At 65.4% G+C, this 22,639-nt stretch carries 16 protein-coding genes; 12 read left to right on the top strand and 4 right to left on the bottom strand.

Annotation, left to right across the window (positions count from 1 at the left end; all coding sequences use genetic code 11):
* The first annotated feature begins 244 nt into the window (after positions 1-244).
* The gene (locus tag GA645_RS26200; RefSeq protein ID WP_256676027.1) at positions 245-1,510 is read left to right on the top strand and encodes a tetratricopeptide repeat protein; all 1,266 of its coding nucleotides are present in this window, start codon (positions 245-247) and stop codon (positions 1,508-1,510) included.
* Positions 1,511-1,708: 198 nt separating this feature from the next.
* On the opposite strand, the gene glnA is transcribed toward GA645_RS26200, so the two are convergent.
* On the bottom strand, positions 1,709-3,118 hold the full coding sequence (gene glnA / locus GA645_RS26195; protein ID WP_152226912.1) for a glutamate--ammonia ligase: 1,410 nt from the start codon (positions 3,116-3,118) through the stop codon (positions 1,709-1,711).
* Positions 3,119-3,449: 331 nt separating this feature from the next.
* Here glnA and thiI point away from each other — a divergent pair, with 331 nt between their 5' ends.
* The 9 genes from thiI to bamE all read left to right on the top strand — a co-directional run bounded on the left by thiI (position 3,450) and on the right by bamE (position 16,952).
* Positions 3,450-4,904: a tRNA uracil 4-sulfurtransferase ThiI gene (gene thiI, locus GA645_RS26185; protein WP_152226910.1), complete on the top strand. Its 1,455-nt coding sequence runs from the start codon at positions 3,450-3,452 to the stop codon at positions 4,902-4,904.
* A gap of 170 nt (positions 4,905-5,074) precedes the next feature.
* Complete coding sequence (typA, locus tag GA645_RS26180) at positions 5,075-6,892, top strand: translational GTPase TypA (RefSeq protein WP_152226908.1); 1,818 nt, start codon at positions 5,075-5,077, stop codon at positions 6,890-6,892.
* A 203-nt stretch (positions 6,893-7,095) separates the two neighbouring features.
* Positions 7,096-10,827, top strand: coding sequence for a DUF2339 domain-containing protein (locus GA645_RS26175; protein WP_152226906.1), 3,732 nt, complete (start codon positions 7,096-7,098; stop codon positions 10,825-10,827).
* On the top strand, positions 10,824-12,191 hold the full coding sequence (locus GA645_RS26170; RefSeq protein ID WP_152226905.1) for a DUF3999 domain-containing protein: 1,368 nt from the start codon (positions 10,824-10,826) through the stop codon (positions 12,189-12,191). The genes GA645_RS26175 and GA645_RS26170 overlap by 4 nt, the downstream gene beginning before the upstream one ends.
* Positions 12,192-12,296: 105 nt before the next feature.
* A complete protein-coding gene (gene estP / locus GA645_RS26165) occupies positions 12,297-14,204 on the top strand; it encodes an esterase EstP (RefSeq protein WP_152226903.1) in 1,908 nt (635 codons plus the stop codon).
* Between the two features lie 127 nt (positions 14,205-14,331).
* Positions 14,332-14,862 carry a lactoylglutathione lyase gene (gene gloA / locus GA645_RS26160; RefSeq protein ID WP_152226901.1) on the top strand — a complete coding sequence of 177 codons (531 nt, stop codon included), beginning with the start codon at positions 14,332-14,334 and terminating at the stop codon, positions 14,860-14,862.
* 143 nt (positions 14,863-15,005) lie between these two features.
* On the top strand, positions 15,006-16,019 hold the full coding sequence (locus tag GA645_RS26155) for a class 1 fructose-bisphosphatase (protein WP_152226899.1): 1,014 nt from the start codon (positions 15,006-15,008) through the stop codon (positions 16,017-16,019).
* On the top strand, positions 16,019-16,624 hold the full coding sequence (locus tag GA645_RS26150; protein WP_152226897.1) for a DUF924 family protein: 606 nt from the start codon (positions 16,019-16,021) through the stop codon (positions 16,622-16,624). Before GA645_RS26155 ends, GA645_RS26150 begins: the two co-directional genes overlap by 1 nt.
* Positions 16,625-16,697: 73 nt before the next feature.
* Positions 16,698-16,952, top strand: coding sequence for an outer membrane protein assembly factor BamE (gene bamE, locus GA645_RS26145; RefSeq protein ID WP_152226895.1), 255 nt, complete (start codon positions 16,698-16,700; stop codon positions 16,950-16,952).
* Positions 16,953-17,659: 707 nt separating this feature from the next.
* On the opposite strand, the gene GA645_RS26140 is transcribed toward bamE, so the two are convergent.
* Entirely contained in the window at positions 17,660-19,024 is a 1,365-nt protein-coding gene (locus GA645_RS26140; RefSeq protein ID WP_152226893.1) for a formimidoylglutamate deiminase, read from the bottom strand.
* A gap of 180 nt (positions 19,025-19,204) precedes the next feature.
* Between GA645_RS26140 and hutC the strand changes: the two genes are divergently transcribed.
* Together hutC and GA645_RS26130 are read left to right on the top strand one after the other, a co-directional pair.
* A complete protein-coding gene (gene hutC / locus GA645_RS26135; protein WP_372239818.1) occupies positions 19,205-19,873 on the top strand; it encodes a histidine utilization repressor in 669 nt (222 codons plus the stop codon).
* Positions 19,870-20,460: a HutD family protein gene (locus GA645_RS26130; protein WP_152226889.1), complete on the top strand. Its 591-nt coding sequence runs from the start codon at positions 19,870-19,872 to the stop codon at positions 20,458-20,460. Before hutC ends, GA645_RS26130 begins: the two co-directional genes overlap by 4 nt.
* 408 nt (positions 20,461-20,868) lie before the next feature.
* Here the strand turns inward: GA645_RS26130 and GA645_RS26125 are convergent, their stop codons facing one another.
* Positions 20,869-21,603, bottom strand: a complete 735-nt coding sequence (locus tag GA645_RS26125) for an amino acid ABC transporter ATP-binding protein (protein WP_152226887.1) — start codon at positions 21,601-21,603, stop codon at positions 20,869-20,871.
* Positions 21,596-22,618, bottom strand: a complete 1,023-nt coding sequence (locus GA645_RS26120) for an amino acid ABC transporter permease (protein WP_152226885.1) — start codon at positions 22,616-22,618, stop codon at positions 21,596-21,598. The genes GA645_RS26125 and GA645_RS26120 overlap by 8 nt, the downstream gene beginning before the upstream one ends.
* Positions 22,619-22,639: the final 21 nt, after the last annotated feature.

Raw genomic sequence — 22,639 nt, 5'->3', positions numbered from 1 at the left:
CGGGAGTAATGACGCTTGCGGGGCGCGGCATCCCGGGTGGGTAGCCTTCAGTTATCCCTGTAGAGCTGATCAGTTCTTTCTGATGGGGGCGTTACGGTCGGCCAATTAGAGTGCCCGCCAATCGCCGGACGACGCCCGGGCAGCTTCGCTACCCAGCAGACCTCCTCTGAATATCGGCCGGCGCCCGAGCCGGCGCGTCGTTCGCGGTGCCGGTATTCCGTGACTGCGCGAGGTGCTGCCGATCATGAAACCGAGGATTCCCCGCCAGACTGGCGGTGCCAACCTGAAGCAGATCAACGTGGCGTTGACCGCGCTGGGCGACAAGGCCAGCGCGGCCAGCGCACGCGGTGACTACCTCACGGCGCTGCAATGCGCGCAGCAGGCCCTGCGCATGGCGCCGCAGCACGCGGTGCTGTGGATGGATGCGGCGGTCTACAGCATCAAGCTCGAGCAGTGGGATGAGACCATCCAGTACGCGCAGCGGGCGCTGAAGGCCAAGGGCAACGGCCTGGCGATCTACGATGCCCTGGCGCACGCCTGGGGCATCAAGCAGAACCTCGAGGAAGCGCGTCGCTGGGGCCTGGCCGCGCTGAATACCCGTGATGAACGTTTCGGCGGCGCACCCGTGTTGGCCCATCCGGTGCTCGCTGCGCCGCTGCCGCCAGCACCTTCGGCACAGACGCGGGAGAACAACCTGATCGCCTTCTCGCTGTTCGGCGCCAACCCCAAGTACTGCGAAACGGCGGTACTCAACGTGCTGGAACAGCCGGCCATCTATCCCCACTGGCAGTGCGTGTTCTTCGTCGACGGCAGCGTCCCGGCGCATGTCCTCGAACGCTTGCACAATGGCGGACGAGTCATCGAAGTCACCGACCCGCTGCTGCTCAAGGCTCCCGGCCCCATGTGGCGCTTCCTTGCCTACGACCTGCCCGACGTGCACCGGGTGATCTTCCGTGACGCCGATTCGGTGATCAGCCAGCGTGAGGCCGAGGCCGTGCAGGAGTGGATCGACGGCGGCGAACGCTTCCACTTAATGCGTGACTACGCAACTCACACTGAACTGATTCTCGCCGGGCTCTGGGGCGTCTGTGCCGGCGCGCTGCCGTCGATGCGCCCGCTGATGGATAACTTCCTCGCTCAACCGGTGGCCTGCGAGCACTTCGCCGACCAGTATTTCCTGCGCTCCTGGGTCTGGCCGTACGCCCGCCAAAGCCTGATGCAGCACGACTCGCAGTTCGGCTTCCTCGAAGCGCGCCCGTTCCCCGGCGGCATCGTGCCTGCGGCGTCCCACGTTGGTGCGGCGGAAGGGGCGACCTACTTCAACCTGCCCATCGACGCCGCCGATGGCACCTGCGTGACCTGGGTGCTGCACCACAAGGATGCCGAGCAACGGGAAATCTGCAGCTACGAAGGTGTGGTCCAGCAGAAGACGCTCAGTGCGCACCTGCCGGCGCGCTATGGCCGCAGCATCCGAGAGGGCCAACTGGGGATTCGCTACACGCTGCACTGAGGCCGGCGAGCCTCGACAATCTGCCACAGCGGTGCTTTTCGTAGGAGCGAGCTTGCTCGCGAACAGATTCCCCGGCGGCACCTGTGCTGGGCGGTTCGCGAGCAAGCTCGCTCCTACAGAGGCGGTGCGCGGCGCGGCAATAAAAAAGGCCTCCCGAAGGAGGCCTTAATGCTGACGCTATTTATAGGTATTCGTGGATCAGACGCTGTAGTACAGGTCGTATTCCAGCGGGTGCACGAAGGTGCGCACCTTGATTTCTTCTTCGCTCTTGATCTCGATGTAGGCATCGATGAACTCGTCGGTGAACACGCCGCCCTTGGTCAGGAACGCGCGGCCCTTGTCGAGTTCTTCCAGCGCTTCTTTCAGGCTGCCGCAAACCTGCGGGATTTCCTTCGCCTCTTCCGGCGGCAGGTCGTACAGGTTCTTGTCGGCGGCATCGCCGGGGTGAATCTTGTTCTGGATGCCGTCCAGACCGGCCATCAGCAGTGCTGCGAAGCACAGGTAGGGGTTGGCAGCCGGGTCCGGGAAGCGCGCTTCGATGCGGCGGGCTTTCGGGCTGGATACGTACGGGATACGGATCGAGGCGGAACGGTTGCGGGCCGAGTAGGCCAGCATCACCGGGGCTTCGAAGCCCGGAACCAGACGCTTGTAGGAGTTGGTGGCCGGGTTGGTGAAGCCGTTCAGGGCCTTGCCGTGCTTGATGATGCCGCCGATGAAGTACAGGGCGGTATCGGACAGGCCGGCATAGCCTTCGCCGGAGAAGGTGTTCTTGCCGTCTTTGGAGATCGACATGTGAACGTGCATGCCCGAGCCGTTGTCGCCGTACAGCGGCTTCGGCATGAAGGTCACGGTCTTGCCGTAGGCATCGGCGACGTTGTGGATGCAGTACTTCAGGGTCTGCACTTCGTCAGCCTTGGCAACGAGGGTGTTGAACTTCACACCGATCTCGTTCTGGCCGGCGGTGGCCACTTCGTGGTGGTGAACCTCGATGACCAGGCCCATCTCTTCCATGGCGTTACACATGGCGGTACGGATTTCGTGGTCGTGGTCGACCGGCGGAACCGGGAAGTAGCCGCCCTTCAGGCCCGGACGGTGGCCCTTGTTGCCGCTCTCGATGTCGGCGTCGGTGTTCCAGGAAGCCTGCTCGGAGAAGATCTTGAACATCGAGCCGGAGGTGTCGGACTTGAACTTCACTTCGTCGAAGATGAAGAACTCCGGCTCCGGGCCTACGAATACGGTGTCACCGATACCGGTGGACTTCAGGTATTCCTCGGCGCGCTTGGCGATGTTGCGCGGGTCGCGCTCGTAGCCCTGCATGGTGCTCGGCTCGATGATGTCGCAAACGATGATCAGGGTCGGCTCTTCGGTGAACGGGTCGAGCACGGCGGTGCTGTCGTCCGGCAGCAGGATCATGTCGGAGGCTTCGATGCCTTTCCAACCGGCGATGGAGGAACCGTCGAACATCTTGCCAGCTTCGAAGAAGTCATCGTCCAGCGCGTCGCGGGCCGGCATGGTGACGTGATGCTGCTTGCCTTTGGTGTCGGTGAAGCGCAGGTCTACCCACTTCACGTCATGATCTTTGATCAGTTGTTGCGACTTGTACGACATGCTGTCCTCCAGGAGGGATTAGAGCTGGGAGCTTTTTCGTGCCCCAGTATCGGGTGATGCCGGCCGGATAGTCCGCCAGGGCAACCTGCCTCACAAGAGAGCAAGTTGCGTGCCAGTGCCCGCAATCGTGCAGAGCCGCTGATTTACGGGGCCTGGGCGAGCGTAACCAGGAATTGCGGGGTAATTGTGCACCGTTTTAGTGCTCGGTCGTGGTGCATAAGTCCATTTTGGTGCGCCTAAAAGAAAGTCTCCGAATTCTGCTCAAGTCTTGAGCAATTTCGGATATAATCTTGCCCCTTTTTTTCAGTCCCATGGCAATCGCCCGGTCCGCATGAAACTCATCGTCAAGGTCTTCCAGGAAATCACCATCAAGAGCCGGCCGGTGCGCAAGCGCTTCATCCGCCAGCTGGCGAAGAACATTCGCACGGTGCTCCGCGACCTCGATCCCGAGCTGCGGGTGGAAGGCGAGTGGGACAACCTGGACGTCGAGACCAAGGTCACCGACCCCAAGGTCCTGCGCGAGATGATCGAGCGCCTGACCTGCACCCCGGGCATCGGCCACTTCCTGGAAGTGCACGAGTACCCGCTGGGCGACTTCGACGACATCCTGGAGAAGTGCAAGCTGCACTTCGCCGACAAGCTGCCGGGCAAGATCTTTTCCATGCGCTGCAAGCGCGCCGGCAAGCACCCGTTCACTTCCATCGACGTGGAGCGCTACGTCGGCGGCGGCCTGCGCCAGCACTGCGGCGCAGCGGGCGTGTCGCTGAAGAACCCGGAAGTGCAGGTGCGGGTGGAAATCCGCTACGACCGCCTGTACGTCATCCACGCCCAGCATGAAGGCCTTGGCGGTTATCCGCTGGGCGCGCTGGAGCAGGTGCTGGTGCTGATGTCCGGTGGCTTCGACTCCACCGTGGCGGCCTACCAGATGATGCGCCGCGGCATGATCAGCCACTTCGTGTTCTTCAACCTCGGTGGCCGTGCCCATGAGCTGGGCGTGATGGAAGTGGCGCACTACCTGTGGGAGAAGTACGGTCGTTCCCAGCGCGTGCTGTTCGTCAGCGTGCCCTTCGAGGAAGTGGTCGGCGAGATTCTCACCAAGGTCGACGACAGCTACATGGGCGTGACCTTGAAGCGCATGATGCTGCGCGCCGCCAGCCGTGTGGCCGAGCGCCTGGAGCTGAACGCGCTGGTGACCGGCGAGGCGATTTCCCAGGTCTCCAGCCAGACCCTGCCGAACCTCTCGGTGATCGACCGGGTGACCGACACCCTGGTCCTGCGCCCGCTGATCGTCAGCCACAAGCAGGACATCATCGACACCGCGACCCAGATCGGCACCGCCGAGTTCGCCAAGCACATGCCAGAATACTGCGGCGTGATCTCGGTGAACCCGACCACCCAGGCCAAGCCGTATCGCGTCGACCACGAAGAAACCAAGTTCGACATGGCCGTGCTCGACCGCGCCCTGGAGCGTTCCACCCAGATGACCGTCGATCGGGTGATCGACGAGCTGGGCAAGGACCTGCCGGTGGAAATGGTCGACGAAGTGCTGCCCGGCCAGATCGTGGTCGACATCCGTCACCCGGATGCCCAGGAAGATGAACCGCTGGCGCTGGAAGGTATCGAAGTCCTGCCCATGCCGTTCTACGCGATCAACAGCAAGTTCAAGGAGCTGGACCCCAACCGCCAGTACCTCCTGTACTGCGACAAGGGCGTGATGAGTCGCTTGCACGCCCACCACCTGGTCAACGAAGGGCACACCAATGTGCGTGTTTACCGTCCGCAATAAAGGCGCGGACCAACGCCGCCAGCCCGGACTGTTTGGCGGCAGCATCCGCCACCGACCTCCCGACACATTCGGTGCGTAGGCTCACGCCCTGACCTTTTGCACCGCCGCGCCACGGCCCGGCCCCCGCTGCCGAAAACGGCAGCCGAAGATTCACTATCGAGACTGACACTGTGATCGAAAAACTGCGCAATATCGCCATCATCGCCCACGTCGACCATGGCAAGACCACCCTTGTAGACAAGCTCCTGCGCCTGTCCGGCACCCTCGACCGCAAAGAAGCGGAAAACGAGCGCGTGATGGACTCCAACGACCAGGAAAAAGAGCGTGGCATCACCATTCTGGCGAAGAACACCGCCCTGAAGTGGAACGACTACAGCATCAACATCGTCGACACCCCCGGCCACGCCGACTTCGGCGGTGAGGTTGAGCGCGTGATGTCGATGGTCGACTCCGTACTGCTGGTGGTCGACGCCCAGGACGGCCCCATGCCGCAAACCCGCTTCGTGACCCAGAAGGCCTTCAAGGCCGGCCTGCGTCCGATCGTGGTGGTGAACAAGATCGACCGTCCGGGCGCGCGTCCTGACTGGGTTATCGACCAGATCTTCGATCTGTTCGACAACCTCGGCGCCACCGACGAGCAGCTGGACTTCCCGATCGTCTACGCCAGTGCCCTGAACGGCATTGCCGGCATGGACCACGAGAAGATGGACGACAACATGGACGCGCTGTTCCAGGCGATCATCGACCACGTTCCGGCGCCGAAAGTCGACGTCGACGGTCCGTTCCAGATGCAGATCTCCCAGCTGGACTACAACAGCTTCCTCGGCGTGATCGGCATCGGCCGTATCGCCCGCGGCAAGGTCAAGACCAACACCCCGGTCGTGGCCATCAGCGACGACGGCTCCAAGCGCAACGGCCGCATCCTGAAGATCATGGGTCACTCGGGCCTGCAGCGCGTCGAAGTCGCTGAAGCCGAAGCCGGCGACATCGTCTGCGTCTCGGGCATGGACGAGCTGTACATCTCCGACACCCTGTGCGACCCGCAGAACGTCGAAGCGCGCCCGCCGCTGACCGTTGACCAGCCGACCGTGAGCATGACCTTCCAGGTCAACGACTCGCCGTTCGCCGGTAAAGAAGGCAAGTTCGTCACCAGCCGCAACATCAAGGACCGTCTGGACAAGGAACTGCTGCACAACGTGGCCCTGCGCGTCGAGCAAGGCGATTCCCCGGAGAAGTTCAAGGTCTCCGGCCGTGGCGAACTGCACCTGTCGGTTCTGATCGAAACCATGCGCCGTGAAGGCTTCGAGCTGGCCGTCGGCCGCCCGGAAGTGGTGATCATCGAGAAGGACGGCGAGAAGCAGGAGCCCTACGAGAACGTCACCATCGACATCGAAGAGCAGCACCAGGGCTCGGTGATGGAGCAGATGGGCCTGCGCAAGGGCGATCTGACCAACATGATCCCCGACGGCAAGGGCCGCGTGCGCCTGGAATACACCATCCCGGCGCGTGGCCTGATCGGCTTCCGTAACAACTTCCTGACCCTGACCTCGGGCACCGGCATCCTGACCTCGACCTTCAGCCACTACGGCCCGATCAAGGCCGGCGAAGTGACCAACCGTCAGAACGGTGTACTGGTCTCCATGGCCACCGGCACCGCGCTGACCTACTCGCTGGAGACCCTGCAAAGCCGCGGCAAGCTGTTCCTCGGCCCAGGCGACGAGATCTACGAAGGCCAGCTGGCCGGCATCAACAGCCGCGACAACGACCTGGTGATCAACCCCACCAAAGGCAAGAAGCTCGACAACATGCGCGCTTCGGGCAAGGACGAAGTCATCGCCCTGGTTCCGCCGATCCGCTTCACCCTGGAGCAGGCGCTGGAATTCATCGCCGATGACGAGCTGGTGGAAGTGACTCCGAAGTCCATCCGTCTGCGCAAGAAGCTGCTCGACGAGAACGACCGCAAGCGCTACGAGCGCAGCAAGGTCTGATTCGACCAGCAGTGAGAAAAAGCCGGGCTTATGCCCGGCTTTTTCGTTTCCGCGTGGCGCAATGGCAGTGTCGTGACGTCTGATTGTTCATGGCTGTGAAAGTGTAGGGAGCGGGCCGGAGGGTTCGGCCGATATACTCAGCTTCCCGGGTGCTGGCGCCCGGGTCGGGATGGATTCGTACAAAGCATCAAGGATTGGAAAGCATGCAATGGATTTTCATGCTGGTCGGCCTGGTCATCGGCGCCGCTGCGGGCGAGTCGATCACTGGGGCGGTGTTGGGCGCGGTAGTCGGCCTCGCGCTGGGGCAGGCGATCGCACTGCAGACGTTGCAGCGGCGCAATGCGGCGATGAGCCGGGAGTTGTCTGCATTCGCCGATCGCTTCGAGCAGGGCACGCAGGCGCTGTACGAGCGGTTGCAGAAAGTCGAGCGCGGTGCGGAGCAGGCGCCGCCCTCCAGCGTCGAGTATGTCGCTCCCGACAGGCCCGCGGCCCCGGTTGAGCCGGCGCCCGAAGCGGCGCCAGCGGTTGCTGACTCTGCCGCGCCGGATCTGGAGTGGGACATCGAGCTGCCGGTTGCCGAACCGTCGCCCGCACCGGCTGCTGCCACTGCGGCCCCCGTCGAGCCTGGCATCGAGTGGTCCGAGCTGGCCCTTGAGCCGCTGGAAACTCCCCAGCCTTCCGTGACCGAATCCCAGGTGCGCGCCGAGGCTTCCCAGCCCCAGACCGCTCCCGCCGCGCCACCGCTGCCGCCCGAGCCGCCGGCACCTTCGCTGTTCGACCGTGCCTTCGGCGCCGCCCGCGACTGGCTGCTGGGTGGCAATACCGTGCTGCGCGTCGGCGTGGTGCTGCTGTTCCTCGGCCTGGCCTTCCTGCTGCGCTACGCCACCGAAGGCATGACCATGCCGCCGCAAGGGCCCTACATTGGCACCGCCGCGGCCGCGCTGGCGCTGCTTGGGCTGGGCTGGTGGCTGCGCCAGCGGCGCCCGGCCTATGCACTGGTCCTGCAGGGTACCGGCATCGCCGTGCTGTACCTGACGGTGTTCGCCGGCATCAAGCTGTACCCGGCGATGAACCACGGCGAGGTACTGATCGACCCGCAGGCCGGCTTCATGCTCCTGGTGGCGGTGACCCTGTTCTCGGCGATCCTGGCGATTCTGCAGGACGCCCTGGGGCTCGCCGCGGCCGCCGCGCTGGGCGGTTTCGCCGCGCCGATCCTGGCGTCCACCGGCGGCGGCAACCACGTTGCGCTGTTCAGCTATTTCGCCCTGCTCAACGCCGGCATCTTCGCCATCGCCTGGTTCAAGGCCTGGCGGATGCTCAACCTGATCGGTTTCTTCGGCACCTTCGGTATCGGCCTGGCCTGGGGCCTGCGCGCCTACAAGCCGGAGTTGTTCGCCACCACCGAGCCGTTCCTGATCCTGTTCTTCCTCACCTACGTCGCCATCGGTCTGCTGTTCGCCCGTCGCCGGCTGCATGAGGCAACCGGCGGCCCGCAGGACGACTCCCGCGAGGCGTTGCTGCGCTGGTCGGCGCGGCAGGCCAACTATGTCGACGGCACCGTGCTGTTCGGCACGCCGCTGGTGGGCTTCGGCCTGCAATACGGCGTCATCCAGCACCTGGAATTCGGCGCGGCGTTCAGCGCCCTGGCGCTGGGCCTGTTCTACATGGTCCTCGCGCGCCTCTTGGCCGGCCGCACAGCCGGCCGCGCCTTGCTGCTGGTGGAAACCTGCCTGGCGCTGGGCGTGGTGTTCGGCACCCTGGCGATCCCGCTGGGCCTGGATGCACGCTGGACCTCCGCCGCCTGGGCAGTGGAGGGCGCCGGCATCTTCTGGCTCGGCCTGCGTCAACAGCGGCCGCTGGCACGCATTTTCGCCCTGCTGCTGCAGATCGGTGCAGCGCTGGCCTTCCTCGCCGACCTGCGTTCTGATCCGCTGTCGCTGCACCTGCTCGAGGGGGCGCCGCTGGGCGCCTTGATGCTCGGCGTGGCGCTGCTGTTCAGCTTCTGGAACCTGCGCAAGGCCGATCCGCTGACGTTGCGCAGCTGGGAGCCGAACGTTCGCCCCATACTGGCGACCTTCGGCCTGGGCTTCCTTTACTTGATCGCGCCGTTGTGCCTGGGGGCCGACGGTACTGCGATGGTCTGGGCGGTTGCCGGATTGGCCACCCTGTTCGCCGGCCTGCGCCTGCGTTCGCGGACCTTCCTGGCCTGCGCCTTCGCCGTGCAGCTGCTCGGTGGCGCGGTCTTCCTCCTGCACCTGCGCGGTGCCGAGGCGGGGAGCGGTGTGCTCGGCTCCGGCTGGCGTGGGCTGGTGACCGCCTCGCTGATCGGCCTGGCGCTGATCGCCGGCATGCTGATCGCCGCCCGCGACTCCCTGGTGCGCGACGACCGCCGGCTGATGCTCGGCCTGAGCGTCGTCCTGCTGCTGGGCCTGGCGTTCATCAACCTCGCCGTGTTGTTCGTGCTGCCTTGGCGCACAGCGGCCGCCGTCTGGGCTGGCAGCGGCCTGCTGATCCTCTGGCTGAGTCTGCAACTGCAGCAGCGCGCCGCCTTCGTCTTTGGCCTGGTGCTGCAGATGATTGGCGCGGGCGCGTTCCTGATCGGCGGCCCGGCGCTGTTCGGCGACCTGCCCAGCGAGGGGCTGAAGCCGCTGGCGCACATGGGCTTCTGGACCCCCGCGGTGCTGGCGCTGGCGGCGCTGGTCGGCGCCTGGCGCCTGCATCGGGCCAGCGAGCACGAACGTGATCTGGCGTTGGGTGGGCTGGGCCTGGAGCAACTGTCGCAGTTGCTGCTGATCTGGGGCGCCGGTTGGTGGGCGCTGACCGCGCTGTGGGAGATCGCCCGCTTCGTGCCCGCCGAGATGCGCGAGCATGTGGCGCTGCTGGTCGCCGCCGTCAGCGTGGCGCTCTGGTCGTTGCTGGCGCGGCGCGAGCAATGGCGCGCGCTGGCACTGCTGTGCCTGGCGCTATCGCCACTGGCCGTGGTGGCGCTGGCCAGCGCCTGGAACCTGGAATATCACCCGCTCGCGCAGCTTGGCTGGCTTGGCTGGCTGGCGGTGTTCGCGGTGCATTTCTTCGCACTGCGCCGGCTCGATGCCTGGCTGCCACGCAAGGCTGCCCAGGTGGCCCATGTGTTGGGCTGCTGGCTGATCCTCGGGGTGGCGGCGCTGGAGCTGCGCTACCTGTTCTTCGCCCTTGCCGAGCACTACAACGCCTGGCGCTGGCTGGGCTGGGCGCTGGTGCCGAGCTGCTACCTGATCTTGATGGGCGGCTTCCCACGTCTGCCATGGCCGGTAGCGGCGTTCGAGCGCGAGTACCGCGCCATCGCCGCCGTGCCGGTGGCCGTGGTGCTGCTGGGCTGGTTCTGGTTGGTCAACCTGTTCAGCGATGGTTCGGCGGAGCCGCTGCCTTATCTGCCGCTGCTCAACCCGCTGGAGCTGGGCATGCTGATCGTGCTGGCGGCGGTGTTCCAGTGGACGCGCCTGGGGCTGCCGCAACTCGGGTTCGCCGACTCCACCCTGCGCCTGCCGGTGCAGGCCGTGCTGGGTGCTTCGCTGTTCGCCCTGTTGACCATGACGGTCTGCCGTACCGCACATCACTGGGGCGGCGTGCCGTTCGAGTTCGACTTCCTGAGTCAGTCCATGCTGGTGCAGGCCGGGCTGTCCATCGTCTGGGCGCTGATCGCGCTGGGCCTGATGATCGCCGGACACCTGCGTGGCCGCCGCGACTTCTGGCTGGTTGGCGCGGTGCTGCTGGTGGTCGTGGTGATCAAGCTGTTCCTCGTCGACCGCGCCAGTGGCGGCAGCCTGGAACGCATCATTTCCTTCATCGGCGTCGGCGTGCTGATGCTGATCGTCGGCTACTTCGCGCCGCTGCCGCCGCGCCGGCCGCCGCCTCCTTCACAGGAGCAGCCGCAACAGGAGCAACCCTCTGCATGAAGCTGAATACGTTTTGCCTGATCGCCGGCGCATGTCTGCTCGTTGCTACCGCCGCCAGCGCTGCGCCGGTCCCGACGGACTTCGCCAACCGGGTGCCGCTGGAAGTCGCCGGCAAGGGCCCCTGGTACCGCCTGCAATTGCCGATCGACGTGCTGTTCGCGGCGCGCCATGGGGATCTGCGCGATGTGCGCATCTTCAATGCCGAGGGTGAGGCACTGCCTTACAGCCTGCGTACCGGCACGGCCAGTGAGAGCCGTGTGGGCAGTGAGGTGCAGGCGCGGATCTTCCCGTTGCGTGGGCAAAGCGGCCGAGCCGCCGCCGACAGCGTAAAGGTGGTGCGCAGCACCACGGGCACCATTCTGGAGATCACCCCGAGCGCGCCGACCCAGGACGCGCAGCAGGTGCTGCGCGGCTGGTTGCTGGAAACCGGCAGCGGTGACTTGCCGCTGGATCGTCTGCAGCTGGATTGGAAGGCCGAGTCCGACGGCTTCCAGCGTCTGCGCATCGAGGCCAGCGACGATCTCGAGCACTGGCGCTCCTTTGGCGAGGGACAGCTGGCGCGGCTGGATTTCAACGGCCAGCGCATCGAGCAGAGCGCCATCGCCCTGCCTGGTGAAACGGCACGCTACCTGCGTCTGTGGTGGGAGTCGCCGGAGCAGGCCGCGCAGCTGAGCGGCGCCATCCTGAGCGGCAGTCGCAGCAGCGCCGGACCGATCCCCATGCTGTGGTCCGCGCCGCTGGCGGCCAAGGCCGATGCCAATGGCGACTTCAGCTGGAGCCTGCCGCTGGCGCTGCCGGTGGAGCGTGTGCGGATTCTGCTGGAGCAGGCCAATACCCTGGCGCCGGTGGCGCTCTCCGGCCGTCACGACGGCAACGTGCAGTGGACCCCGCTGGCGCGCGGCGTGCTCTATCGCTTACCCGGCGAGGGCGGCGAGATCACCCAGGAAGAACTGGAGCTTCCCGGCTCTGCGGTCAGCCAGCTGCGCCTGCAGCTGGATGCCCGAGGCGGCGGCCTGGGCGGTTCGACGGCGAGCCTGAGCATTGGCGTGCGCGCCACCGAAGTGGTCTTCCTGGCGCGCGGTGGCGAGCCCTATCAGTTGGCCGTCGGCAGCGCGTCGGCCACCGATGGCGGCCTGCCGCTCTCCACCCTGGTGCCGGGCTTCGATGCCAAGCGCTTGTCCGCGATGGGCGAGGCGCATCTGAAGGGCAGCCTGCAGACCCAGGTTGCCGTGGCGCCGGGCGTGGAGCCCAAGGCGGATGGTCGCTGGAAGCGCTACGGCCTGTGGGCCGTGCTGCTGGCCGGTGTCGGCCTGCTCGGGCTGATGGCGCTGAGCCTGCTGCGTAGCAGTCGCCCACAGAACTGAGCAAGGTTCACGGAGATAGCCGCGAGATAGAGGCGCTGCCTGGGGAAACTCTGCTAATGTGAGGGCGTTCTGTCCGCCCAATAAAAACAAGCACGGAGTAGCAGGATGATCAGACAGGCGCTCACCCCGTTGGCGGCGGCCTGCGTATTGGCGATTGCCTCGCAGGCCTCGGCAGCCCCTTCCCCTTATTCGACCATGGTGGTGTTCGGCGACAGCCTCAGCGATTCGGGCCAGTTCCCCGACGCTGGTGGTCCGGCCGGCGGCGCTACGCGCTTCACCAACCGCACCGGCCCGACCTATCTGGACGGTCACGGCGAAGCCTTCGGTCCGACCGCGCCAATGATCCTTGGCGGCAAGCTGGGCATTGCCGCCGCCGACCTCAACCCATCGACCTCGCTGGTCGCCGGCACCCAGGACGGCAACGACTGGGCGGTGGGCGGCTACCGTACCGACCAGATCTACGACTCGATCACCGCGCCGGGGGGCTCGGTGGTCAGCGCCGGGGGCGACACCCGGACCCGCGATGGCTACCTGGTGGGGCGCATGGCGGATCCGAACGCGCTCTACTACCTCACCGGTGGCGGCAACGATTTCCTCCAGCTGCGCATCACCAACGATCCGACCGCGCGCGCGGCGGCGGGGCGCCTGGTGGACAGCGTGGACGCGCTGCATAACGCCGGCGCGCGCTACATCATGGTCTGGCTGCTGCCCGACCTCGGCCTGGCCCCGGCCACCAACGGTACCCCGTTGCAGTCCTTCGGCACCCAGCTGTCGGGCATCTTCAACGAGGAGCTGGTCAACCAGCTGGCCGCGTCCAACGCCAACGTCATCCCGCTGAACATCCCGGGGTTGCTCAAGGAGGTCCTCGCCGACCCGGGCGCCTACGGCCTGGCCACCGGCACCAACCTGGTGGGTACCTGCTTCAGCGGCAACAACTGCCCGGAAAACCCGCTCTACGGTCGCCACAGCGCAACCCCCGACCCGACCAAGCTGATCTTCAACGATGGCGTGCACCCGACCATCGCCGGCCAGCGCCTGATCGCCGACTACGCCTATTCGGTGCTTGCCGCGCCGTGGGAAGCGACCTTGCTGCCGGAGATGGCGCTGGGTACCTATAACGGCTTCCAGGACACGCTGCACAGCCAATGGCTGGCGGACTGGGGAAACTGGCAGGGCACGGGCCAGTGGCGTGGCTTCATCAGCGGCGGCGGCCAGCACCTGGACTACGACGACCAGGACAGTGCCGCCAGCGGCGATGGCTTCGGCTACAACCTGACCCTGGGCGGCAGCTACCGCCTCGACGACGCCTGGCGTGTCGGCGCTGCTGCCGGCTTCTACCGGCAGAAGCTGGAGGCCGGCGCCGAAGACTCCGACTACAAGCTCAACAGCTACCTGGGCAGCCTCTTCGCGCAGTTCCAGCAGAACCGCTGGTGGGCCGATGCCGCGGTGACCGGCGGCTACCTCGACTACGACGAGGCCAACCGCAAGTTCACCCTCGTCGACCGCACCCTTGAGGAAAAGGGCGACACCAAGGGTAGCCTGCTGGCCTTGAGCGGCCGCCTCGGCTACGACATCGCCCAGGGTGGCGAGAACTGGCACCTGTCGCCCTTCGTCAGCGCCGACTGGGCGCGGGTGAAGGTGGACAGCTACGACGAAAATGGCGGCCACTCCACGTCGCTGGCCTTCGACGAGCAGGATCGCTACTCCCGTCGCCTCGGCGCTGGCTTGCAGGGCAAGCTCGACCTGTCCGCCGAGACCCAGCTGTTCGGCGAGGTGGCGGTGGAGCGTGAGTACGCCGACGACACCCAGAACATCGGGATGAACTTCACCAGCCTGCCGGCCAACGGCTTCACCTTGCAGGGCTACACCCCGCAGAGCCACATGGAGCGCCTGTCGCTGGGCTTCTCGCAGAAGTTGACGCCGGAGCTGTCCCTGCGCGGCGGCTATAGCGCGCACCACAGCAGCGACGACCTGCAGCAAGGGGTAAACCTGGCGTTGAGCCTGGACTTCTGATCGCCTGAGAGGGAAGGGGAGCCCGGCGTGCGCCGGGCTTCTCCGTACCTGCCGCCGTAATACCCCGCTGTTACCCCGCCATTCCCGCGCGCCACTACACTGCCGGTCCGTTTTTCGAGGATCCGCCATGACCTTCACCACCGAACTGCAGCCGGGCGTCTGCGCCGAACCCGAAGCCGTCACCCAGGACTACGTGTTCAACCACACCATGTTGCGGGTGAAGAATCCTGCGCCGTCGCTGGACTTCTATACCCGCGTGCTGGGCATGCGCCTGTTGCGTCGGCTGGACTTCGAGGAAGGCCGCTTCTCCCTGTACTTCCTCGCCCACACCCAAGGTCAGGCGGTTCCGGACGACCCCGGCGAGCGCCAGCGCTACACCTTCGGCCGTGAGTCGGTGCTGGAGCTGACCCACAACTGGGGCACCGAATCCGACGACAGCCAGTACCACAACGGCAATGGCGAGCCCCGCGGCTTCGGCCACATCTGCTTTTCGGTGCCGGATATCCAGGCCGCCTGTGAGCGCTTCGAGGCGCTGGGCGTGCCGTTCGTCAAGCCACTTGCGCGTGGCATGAAGAACGTCGCGTTCATCGCCGACCCCGATGGCTACTGGGTCGAGATCGTCCAGGCCTCGCTCAACGGCGAGCTGGGACGCGGCTGAAGGCCGCAGCGGCGCTTTGGTCCGGGGAACTGCCCGTGGCTGGTGGGTTCCAAGCAATCGGCGCGACCACCGTGCAGGAGGCAACGCGCCCGATTCCACGCTAGAATGCGCCCTGATTTTTCCCCTTCTCCCCGGAGCCTTTCATGTCCCGCGTTACCCTGAGCCGCTATCTGATCGAGCAGACCCGCAGTCACAACACCCCGGCCGACCTGCGCTTCCTCGTCGAGGTGGTGGCGCGCGCCTGTAAGGAAATCAGCCATGCCGTGTCCAAGGGCGCCCTCGGCGGCGTGCTGGGCAGCATGGGCACCGAGAACGTGCAGGGTGAGGTGCAGAAGAAGCTGGACGTGATCTCCAACGAGATCCTCCTGGAAGCCAACGAGTGGGCCGGTAACCTGGCCGGCATGGCCTCCGAGGAAATGGACCATCCCTACCAGATCCCCGGCAAGTACCCGAAGGGCGCCTACCTGCTGGTCTTCGATCCGCTGGACGGCTCCTCCAACATCGACGTCAACGTCTCGGTCGGCACCATCTTCTCCGTGCTGCGCTGCCCCACCGAGTACTTGAGCCAGAACGACAGCCTGCGTGAGGAAGCCTTCCTCCAGCCGGGCACCACCCAGGTCGCCGCCGGCTACGCCATCTATGGCCCGCAGACCATGCTGATCCTGACCCTGGGCAATGGCGTGAAGGGCTTCACCCTGGACCGCGAGCTGGGCAGCTTCGTACTGACCCACGAGAACATCACCGTTCCGACCAGCACCGCCGAGTTCGCCATCAACATGTCCAACGAGCGCCACTGGGAAGCCCCGGTGAAGCGCTACGTCAGCGAACTGCTGGCTGGCAATGAAGGCCCGCTCGGCAAGAACTACAACATGCGCTGGATCGCCTCCATGGTGGCCGACGTGCACCGCATCCTGACCCGCGGCGGCGTGTTCATGTACCCGCGCGACTCCCGTGAGCCGGAGAAGCCGGGCAAGCTGCGCCTGATGTACGAAGCCAACCCGATGTCCTTCATCATCGAGCAGGCCGGCGGCGCCGCGACCAACGGCCACCAGCGCATCCTCGATATCCAGCCGGAGAACCTGCACCAGCGCGTCGCGGTGTTCCTGGGCTCCAAGGAAGAAGTCGAACGCGCCACCGCCTACCACAAGGAAGGCTGATGGCCGCTACGCCCTGGCAGCCGTTGCTGGACTGGTGGTTCGGCAGCGCGCTGGACGCCGTCGAGGTGTCGGCGCAGCGCAGTGCGCTGTGGTTCGGCAAAAGTGCCTGCCAGGACGTGGACTCTGAGAACCGTTTCGGCGGCCTGGTACGCCAGGCCCTGGACGGCGGCCTGCAGGATTGGGTCGATGAGCCGCAGGGTTGGCTGGCGCTGATCCTGTTGCTCGACCAGCTGCCGCGCATGATCTTCCGCGACAGCCCGCGCGCCTTCGCCGGCGACGCCCGTGCCCAACGCCTGGTGCGCCAGGGGCTGGAAGCCGGGTTCGATCGCAAGCTGCCGCGCGTCGAGCGCGTATTCGTCTACATCGTGCTGGAGCACGCCGAGGACCTGGCCAGCCAGGACCAGGCGGTGCGGCTGTATGAGGCGCTTCAGGCCGAATCCAGCGACAGTGAGAAGGTCCTGTTCGCCGGGTATCTCGCCTATGCGCGCAAGCACCAGGCGGTGATCGCCCGCTTTGGCCGCTTCCCCCATCGCAATGCCATCCTCGGGCGTCCATCTACTGCCGAGGAAACGCAATTCCTCACGGAACCCGGCTCGCGTTTCTGACTCCAACACGGCGGCCGATCCGGTCGCCCTGTGCCAAGCTTGTTGGCATGCCCCCTAAACAATGGAGTTGTCGATGTCCTTCCGCCGCCTTGCGCTCGTCGCGTTCTGTGTCGTCCTGGCTGCCTGCAGCAAGATCAACCAGGAGAACTATTCCAAGATCAAAACCGGCATGACCAAGACCGAGGTCGAGAGCCTGCTCGGCAAGCCGACCGAGTGCTCCGGCGCGCTGGGCGTTTCCAGCTGCACCTGGGGTGATGAAAAGACCTTCATCAGCATCCAGTATGCTGGCGACAAGGTGCTGCTGTTCTCCGCCCAGGGTCTGAAGTAAGCCGGCAGGAGCGGGCGCCGGGTTCGATGCGACCGTGTTTCGCGCGCCAATAAAAAACGCCCCTCGGGGCGTTTTTTATTAGGTGGCGCTGGGGTAGTGCTCCCGTAGGAGCGGAGCTTCTCCGCGATGCCCTTGCTCTTCGTAGGGCGAATAACGCCTAAGGCGTTATCCGCCGTCTTGTTCTGCGTTTCTGCGCCGCATTGGCATGTTCTGAGATATTTCGTTTCGCCCCCTCGGGCGAGTCACTTTCTCAAACTGCGGATGGCCGCCCCACAGAAAGTAACCAAAGGTCTTGCCCCTGCATCCGGTTTTTCGCTTAGGCGAAAAATGCCCTCGCTCCATCGGAGTTTCAGGGGCACGCGTCGACGGGCCATCCATGGCCCGACGACGCTCTCGCGGCATCCATGCCGCTCAACCCCTGAAACTCCGATTCCACTCGGCCTCCTGAAGGGGCGCTCCGGTGCGTGTGGATGTTTCGCTGGAAGTCTTCAAGAGCAATGGCAGAGCGTCCTGTTCCCGTAGGAGCGGACCTTGTCCGCGAAATCCATAGCGAATGAAATTACTACCACAGGTAAACACGGACTATAGCGCCCGCGTAGGAGCGGACTTTGTCCGCGATCCGTCGGCAAGGCCGGCGTGAGAACGTACGGCACTGACGAAAAAACGCCCCGAAGGGCGTTTTGTTTTTCGCAGGAGCTGGGCTTCCGTCAGTTCAGCAACTCGTGCAGCACATCGGTGAATTCACGGGCGCTCTGTTCTTCAAGCGCGTGCCTGCCATCGCGCACACGCCACTGGCCGGCGACCATCACGTCGCGCACCTGGCGGTCGCCGCCGGCGAACAGCCAGCGGTTGAGGATCGCGTCGCCACTGGCAGTCTGCAGGTACGGGTCGCCGCCATCGAGCACCAGCAGGTCGGCGCGCTTGCCGACGGTCAGTGCGCCGGTGGGCTGGCCGAGGGCCTGGGCGCCGCCGGCCAGGGCACCGTCGAACAGGGTGCGGCCGACCATCGGCTGGTTGGCGCCGTAGAGGCGGTTGCGGCGCTGGTCGCGCAGGCGCTGGCCGTATTCCAGCCAGCGCAGCTCCTCGACCACGCTCAGGGACACGTGGCTGTCCGAACCGATGCCGTAGCGGCCACCCTGGGCGAGGTAGTCCACTGCCGGGAAAATGCCGTCGCCCAGGTTTGCCTCGGTGGTCAGGCACAGGCCAGCCACGGCGCCACTACGGGCCATCGAAGTCACTTCGTCGGCCTCGGCATGGGTAGCGTGGACCAGGCACCAGCGCTCGTTCACATCGACGTTCTCGTACAGCCACTGCAACGGACGGCGACCGCTCCAGGCCAGGCAGTCGTCGACTTCCTTCTGCTGCTCGGCGATGTGGATGTGCACCGGGCAGCCGGTGGAGTCGGCGCCGAGCACCTCGGCGATCTGCTGCGGAGTAACCGCGCGCAGGGAGTGGAAGCACAGGCCGACGCTTTGCTGCGGCTGGGTCGCCAGGTGCGAGCGCAGGCCGTCGATCAGCTTCAGGTAGCCTTCGGTGCTGTTGATGAAGCGGCGCTGGCCTTCGCTCGGCGCCTGGCCACCGAAGCCGGCGTGGGAGTAGAGCACCGGCAGCAGGGTCAGGCCGATGCCGGCATCCGCCGCCGCCTGGCTGACGCGCAGGGCGAGCTCCGCCGGGTTGGCGTAGGGCTTGCCGTCGGCATCGTGGTGCACGTAGTGGAATTCGGCGACGCCGGTGTAACCGGCCTTGAGCATCTCGATGTAGAGTTGGCGGGCAATCACGCCGACCTGCTCGGGCGACAGGCGGCCGACCAGGCGATACATCAGGTCGCGCCATGTCCAGAAGCTATCGTTGGGGTTGCCGGCGACTTCCGCCAGGCCCGCCATGGCGCGTTGGAAGGCGTGCGAGTGGAGGTTCGGCATGCCGGCCAGCACTGGACCGCGCAGGCGCTCGGCGCCTTCGCTGGAGCCACCGACGGAGATTTTCTCCAGGATGCCCGAAGCGGAGACCTCCAGGCGCACGTCGTAGGCCCAGCCCTCGGGCAGCAACGCGCAGGGTGCAATCAAAGCGGGCATAATCTGTTACCTGTGTAACTCATATTTATTTGTATATACATATACATGTGTTTGCATCGAGCGTAAACTGCTTTCGGGATGACAAGGAGAATCACCGTGATTAAAACGCCGTCGAGGTCCTCGTCGCTGGCGGCCCAGCTCAGCGATACGCCTGCGCCGCTCTATGCCCAGGTCAAGCAGATGATCATCCAGCAGATCCAGAGCGGAGCCTGGCCGGCGCACCACCGTGTCCCGTCGGAGAGCGAGCTGGTCGAGGAACTGGGTTTCAGCCGCATGACCATCAACCGCGCCTTGCGCGAGCTGACCGCCGATGGACTGCTGCTGCGCATGCAGGGTGTCGGGACCTTCGTCGCCGAGCCGAAGGGACGTTCCGCCCTGTTCGCGGTGAACAATATTGCCGATGAAATCGCCGCCCGTGGCCACCGCCATCACTGCAAGGTGATTCGCCTGGCCGAAGAGCTGCCCAGTGCGGAGCGGGCGCTGGCGCTCGACCTGCACAATGGTCAGCGGGTGTTCCATTCGCTGATCGTGCACTACGAGAATGAAGTGCCGGTCCAGTTGGAGGACCGCTACGTGAATGCGGCGGTGGCGCCCGATTACCTCAAGCAGGATTTCACCATCCTGACGCCATACGCCTACCTTTCGCGCGTTGCTCCGCTGACCGAGGGCGAGCACGTGGTCGAGGCGGTACTGGCCGAGGCGGAGGAATGCCGGCTGCTGCAGATCGAGCGCAACGAGCCGTGCCTGCTGATCCGCCGACGCACCTGGTCTGGCAATCAGGCCGTTACTTCCGCGCGCCTGATCCACCCGGGCTCGCGACATCGACTGGAGGGGCGTTTCAGTTCATGACGCAGATTCAACACTTCAAGGCCGCCGAGTATCCGCGAATGCCTTGGAAGAATGGTGCCGGCAGCACGCTGGAGATTGCCCGCGATGCCGGGGCGGGGCTGGACGGTTTCGGCTGGCGCCTGTCGATTGCCGACGTCGGCGCCGATGGCGGCTTCTCCGCGTTCACCGGTTACCAGCGGGTCATCACCGTGCTGGAAGGTGAGGGGATGCAGCTGACGGTCGATGGCGAGCAGTCCAGGTCGCTGCACCAGCTCGATGCCTTCGCCTTCTCGGGCGACAGCGAGGTGGATTGCCGCCTGCTGGGCGGTGCCATTCGCGACTTCAACCTGATCTATTCGCCGCTGCGTTATCGCGCGCGTCTGCAGTGGTTGTCGCTGGAGCAGCCGCAGCGCTTCTTCAGTTCCGCAGCCACTGTGCTGCTGTTCAGCGCGGCGCAAGGGCTGGAGCTGCGCCAGGAAGGCGCCTCGCTGGCGCAACTGGGTCGCTATGACTGCCTGCGCATCGAAGGCGATGCGCAGCTCGCGGCATACGAGCTGCAGGCCGAGGTCGGCGGCGCCTGCTGCCTGATCGAGCTGCTGCCCCGCTAAGCCACGTCCGGGGTAGGGCGTACAACCGTTCGCGGTTGCACGCCGATTCACCTCGTCCCATTGCCATTCCGGCGCCGCTCCGCGCGCGCCCTTGTTGGAGCGCCCCATGGGCGCGAAACGCGGGCATGGCCCGCTCCTACAGGTGAAGGAGGACATCGCTTTCGTAGGAGCAACTGTCTTTTAGGCTCCCGCATTCGCGGGAGTGACGGGGGTGAGATTCGCGTTGCTTTGCGTCATCCCTGCGAACGCGGGAGCCCAGCAAACAACGTAGGAGCGGATCTTATCCGCGATGCTCTCCTTTTCGGTGCGAGGACTTCGCGGACAAGGTCCGCTCCTACAAGAGCCGCTGCCCCGCCAGGCAGGCACAAAAAAGCCGCCCGAGGGCGGCTTTTTCACGACGCTGGAAACTCACAGCACCTGCTTGAGGAACGCCTGCGCCCGCGGGTCGCGCGGTCGGTCGAAGAACTGCGCGGGCGGTGCGTCTTCCAGCAGCTTGCCGTGATCGAAGAACAGCACGCGATCGGCCACTTCGCGGGCGAAGCCCATTTCGTGGGTCACGCAGACCATGGTCATGCCTTCCTGGGCCAGGGTCTTCATCACGTCCAGCACCTCGCCGACCATTTCCGGGTCGAGTGCCGAGGTGGGCTCATCGAAGAGCATCACCTTCGGCCCCATGCACAGCGCACGGGCGATGGCCACGCGCTGCTGCTGGCCGCCGGAAAGGCGCGAGGGGTATTCGTTGGCCTTCTGGGCAATGCCGACCTTGGCCAGCAGCGCCTTGGCCTTCTCCTCGCGCTCGGCCTTGCCGCGCTTGCGCACGACTTTCTGCGCCAGGCAGAGGTTCTCCAGCACGGTCATGTGCGGGAACAGGTTGAAGTGCTGGAACACCATGCCGACTTCGCGGCGGTAGGCGTTGATGTCGGTCTTCGGATGGGCCAGGTCGACGCCATCGATGATGATCGAGCCGGAGTCCAGCTCTTCCAGGCCGTTCAGGCAGCGCAGGAAGGTGGACTTGCCGGAGCCGGACGGCCCCAGGACCACCAGTACTTCGCCCTTGGCCACGGAGGTGCCGACGTTGTCCACCGCGCGGACCAGTTGGCCACGGGCGTTGAAGGTTTTGATCAGATCACGGACTTCAATCACTTTTCCCGAGCCTCCGCTCCAGCTTGTTGGCGATCTGCGACAGCGGCAGGTTGATCAGCAGGTAGAGCGCTGCAACGCAGAACCAGATTTCGAAGGTGGAGAACGAGGTGGTGATCGCCTCGCGGCCACTCTTGGTCAGTTCGGTGATGGCGATTACCGAGACCAGCGAGGTGTCCTTCACCAGGCTGATGAACTGCCCGGCCAGCGGCGGCAGCACGCGCTTGAAGGCCTGCGGTAGGATCACGTGGCGCATCGATTGCGCGGCGTTCAGGCCCAGGGAGCGTGCGGCTTCGTTCTGGCCACGGGCGATGGACTGCACGCCGGCGCGGGCGATCTCGCCCACATAGGCGCCGGTGAACAGCGCCAGTGCGGCTACCCCGGCGAACTCACGGGAGAGGTTCAGCACGGTGCCGATGAAGAAGTAGAAGATGAAGATCTGCACCAGCAGCGGCGTGCCGCGCACCAGTTCGACATAGACGGTGGACAGGTCGCGCAGCGTGGGGTTGTTCGACAGGCGGCAGAGGCCGGTGAACAGACCGATCAACAGGCCGACGGCGCCGGAAACGAAGGAAATCCACAGGGTGGTCCAGAGTCCCCAGAACAACGGGCCGGCAGACCAGTGCCGGGTCACGCCGACCGGATCGCCTTCGGACAGGTCATCGCCCTGGCTGACCTGCAGGCTGTCGCGGGCAACCAGCACGACCTGTTCCTTGCCGTCCTCGCCAGTGAGGGTCACGCGGGTGTGGTCGCCCTCGTCGTCGATCTTCGTCACCGTGCCTTGCTCGGCGGCGCGCTGGGTGTCCTCGGCCTGGTAGGCGAAGTACTGCGGGACGCGGTTCCAGCGCCACTCATAGGAGATCAGCGAGGTCGAGTACCAAAGGCCGTAGGCCAGCGCAATCAGCAGGAAAATGGTCAGCGCATGCCAGGGCCATTGGCCGGGTTTGCGGAGACTTTTCGCGGCCGGCTGTCCAGCCAGCGCATTGCCCGGCAGCAGGCGACGTATAAGCGTATTCATAGATAAATCTCGACCAGAGCA

The organism is Pseudomonas sp. SCB32, assembly GCF_009189165.1.
Taxonomy (GTDB): Bacteria; Pseudomonadota; Gammaproteobacteria; order Pseudomonadales; family Pseudomonadaceae; genus Pseudomonas.
The sequence above is the reverse complement of the archived record's forward strand: the minus strand, read 5'-3'. Positions and strand labels throughout refer to the sequence as shown.

Excerpts from the sequence above, each read along its gene's own strand:
- gloA (WP_152226901.1), top strand. The coding sequence starts at position 14,332 with ATGACCTTCACCACCGAACTGCAGCCGGGCGTCTGCGCCGAACCCGAA.
- bamE (WP_152226895.1), top strand. The coding sequence starts at position 16,698 with ATGTCCTTCCGCCGCCTTGCGCTCGTCGCGTTCTGTGTCGTCCTGGCT.
- GA645_RS26120 (WP_152226885.1), bottom strand. The coding sequence starts at position 22,618 with ATGAATACGCTTATACGTCGCCTGCTGCCGGGCAATGCGCTGGCTGGA.
- GA645_RS26155 (WP_152226899.1), top strand. The coding sequence starts at position 15,006 with ATGTCCCGCGTTACCCTGAGCCGCTATCTGATCGAGCAGACCCGCAGT.
- GA645_RS26150 (WP_152226897.1), top strand. The coding sequence starts at position 16,019 with ATGGCCGCTACGCCCTGGCAGCCGTTGCTGGACTGGTGGTTCGGCAGC.
- estP (WP_152226903.1), top strand. The coding sequence starts at position 12,297 with ATGATCAGACAGGCGCTCACCCCGTTGGCGGCGGCCTGCGTATTGGCG.
- GA645_RS26170 (WP_152226905.1), top strand. The coding sequence starts at position 10,824 with ATGAAGCTGAATACGTTTTGCCTGATCGCCGGCGCATGTCTGCTCGTT.
- GA645_RS26175 (WP_152226906.1), top strand. The coding sequence starts at position 7,096 with ATGCAATGGATTTTCATGCTGGTCGGCCTGGTCATCGGCGCCGCTGCG.
- thiI (WP_152226910.1), top strand. The coding sequence starts at position 3,450 with ATGAAACTCATCGTCAAGGTCTTCCAGGAAATCACCATCAAGAGCCGG.
- GA645_RS26200 (WP_256676027.1), top strand. The coding sequence starts at position 245 with ATGAAACCGAGGATTCCCCGCCAGACTGGCGGTGCCAACCTGAAGCAG.
- glnA (WP_152226912.1), bottom strand. The coding sequence starts at position 3,118 with ATGTCGTACAAGTCGCAACAACTGATCAAAGATCATGACGTGAAGTGG.
- hutC (WP_372239818.1), top strand. The coding sequence starts at position 19,205 with ATGATCATCCAGCAGATCCAGAGCGGAGCCTGGCCGGCGCACCACCGT.
- GA645_RS26140 (WP_152226893.1), bottom strand. The coding sequence starts at position 19,024 with ATGCCCGCTTTGATTGCACCCTGCGCGTTGCTGCCCGAGGGCTGGGCC.
- GA645_RS26130 (WP_152226889.1), top strand. The coding sequence starts at position 19,870 with ATGACGCAGATTCAACACTTCAAGGCCGCCGAGTATCCGCGAATGCCT.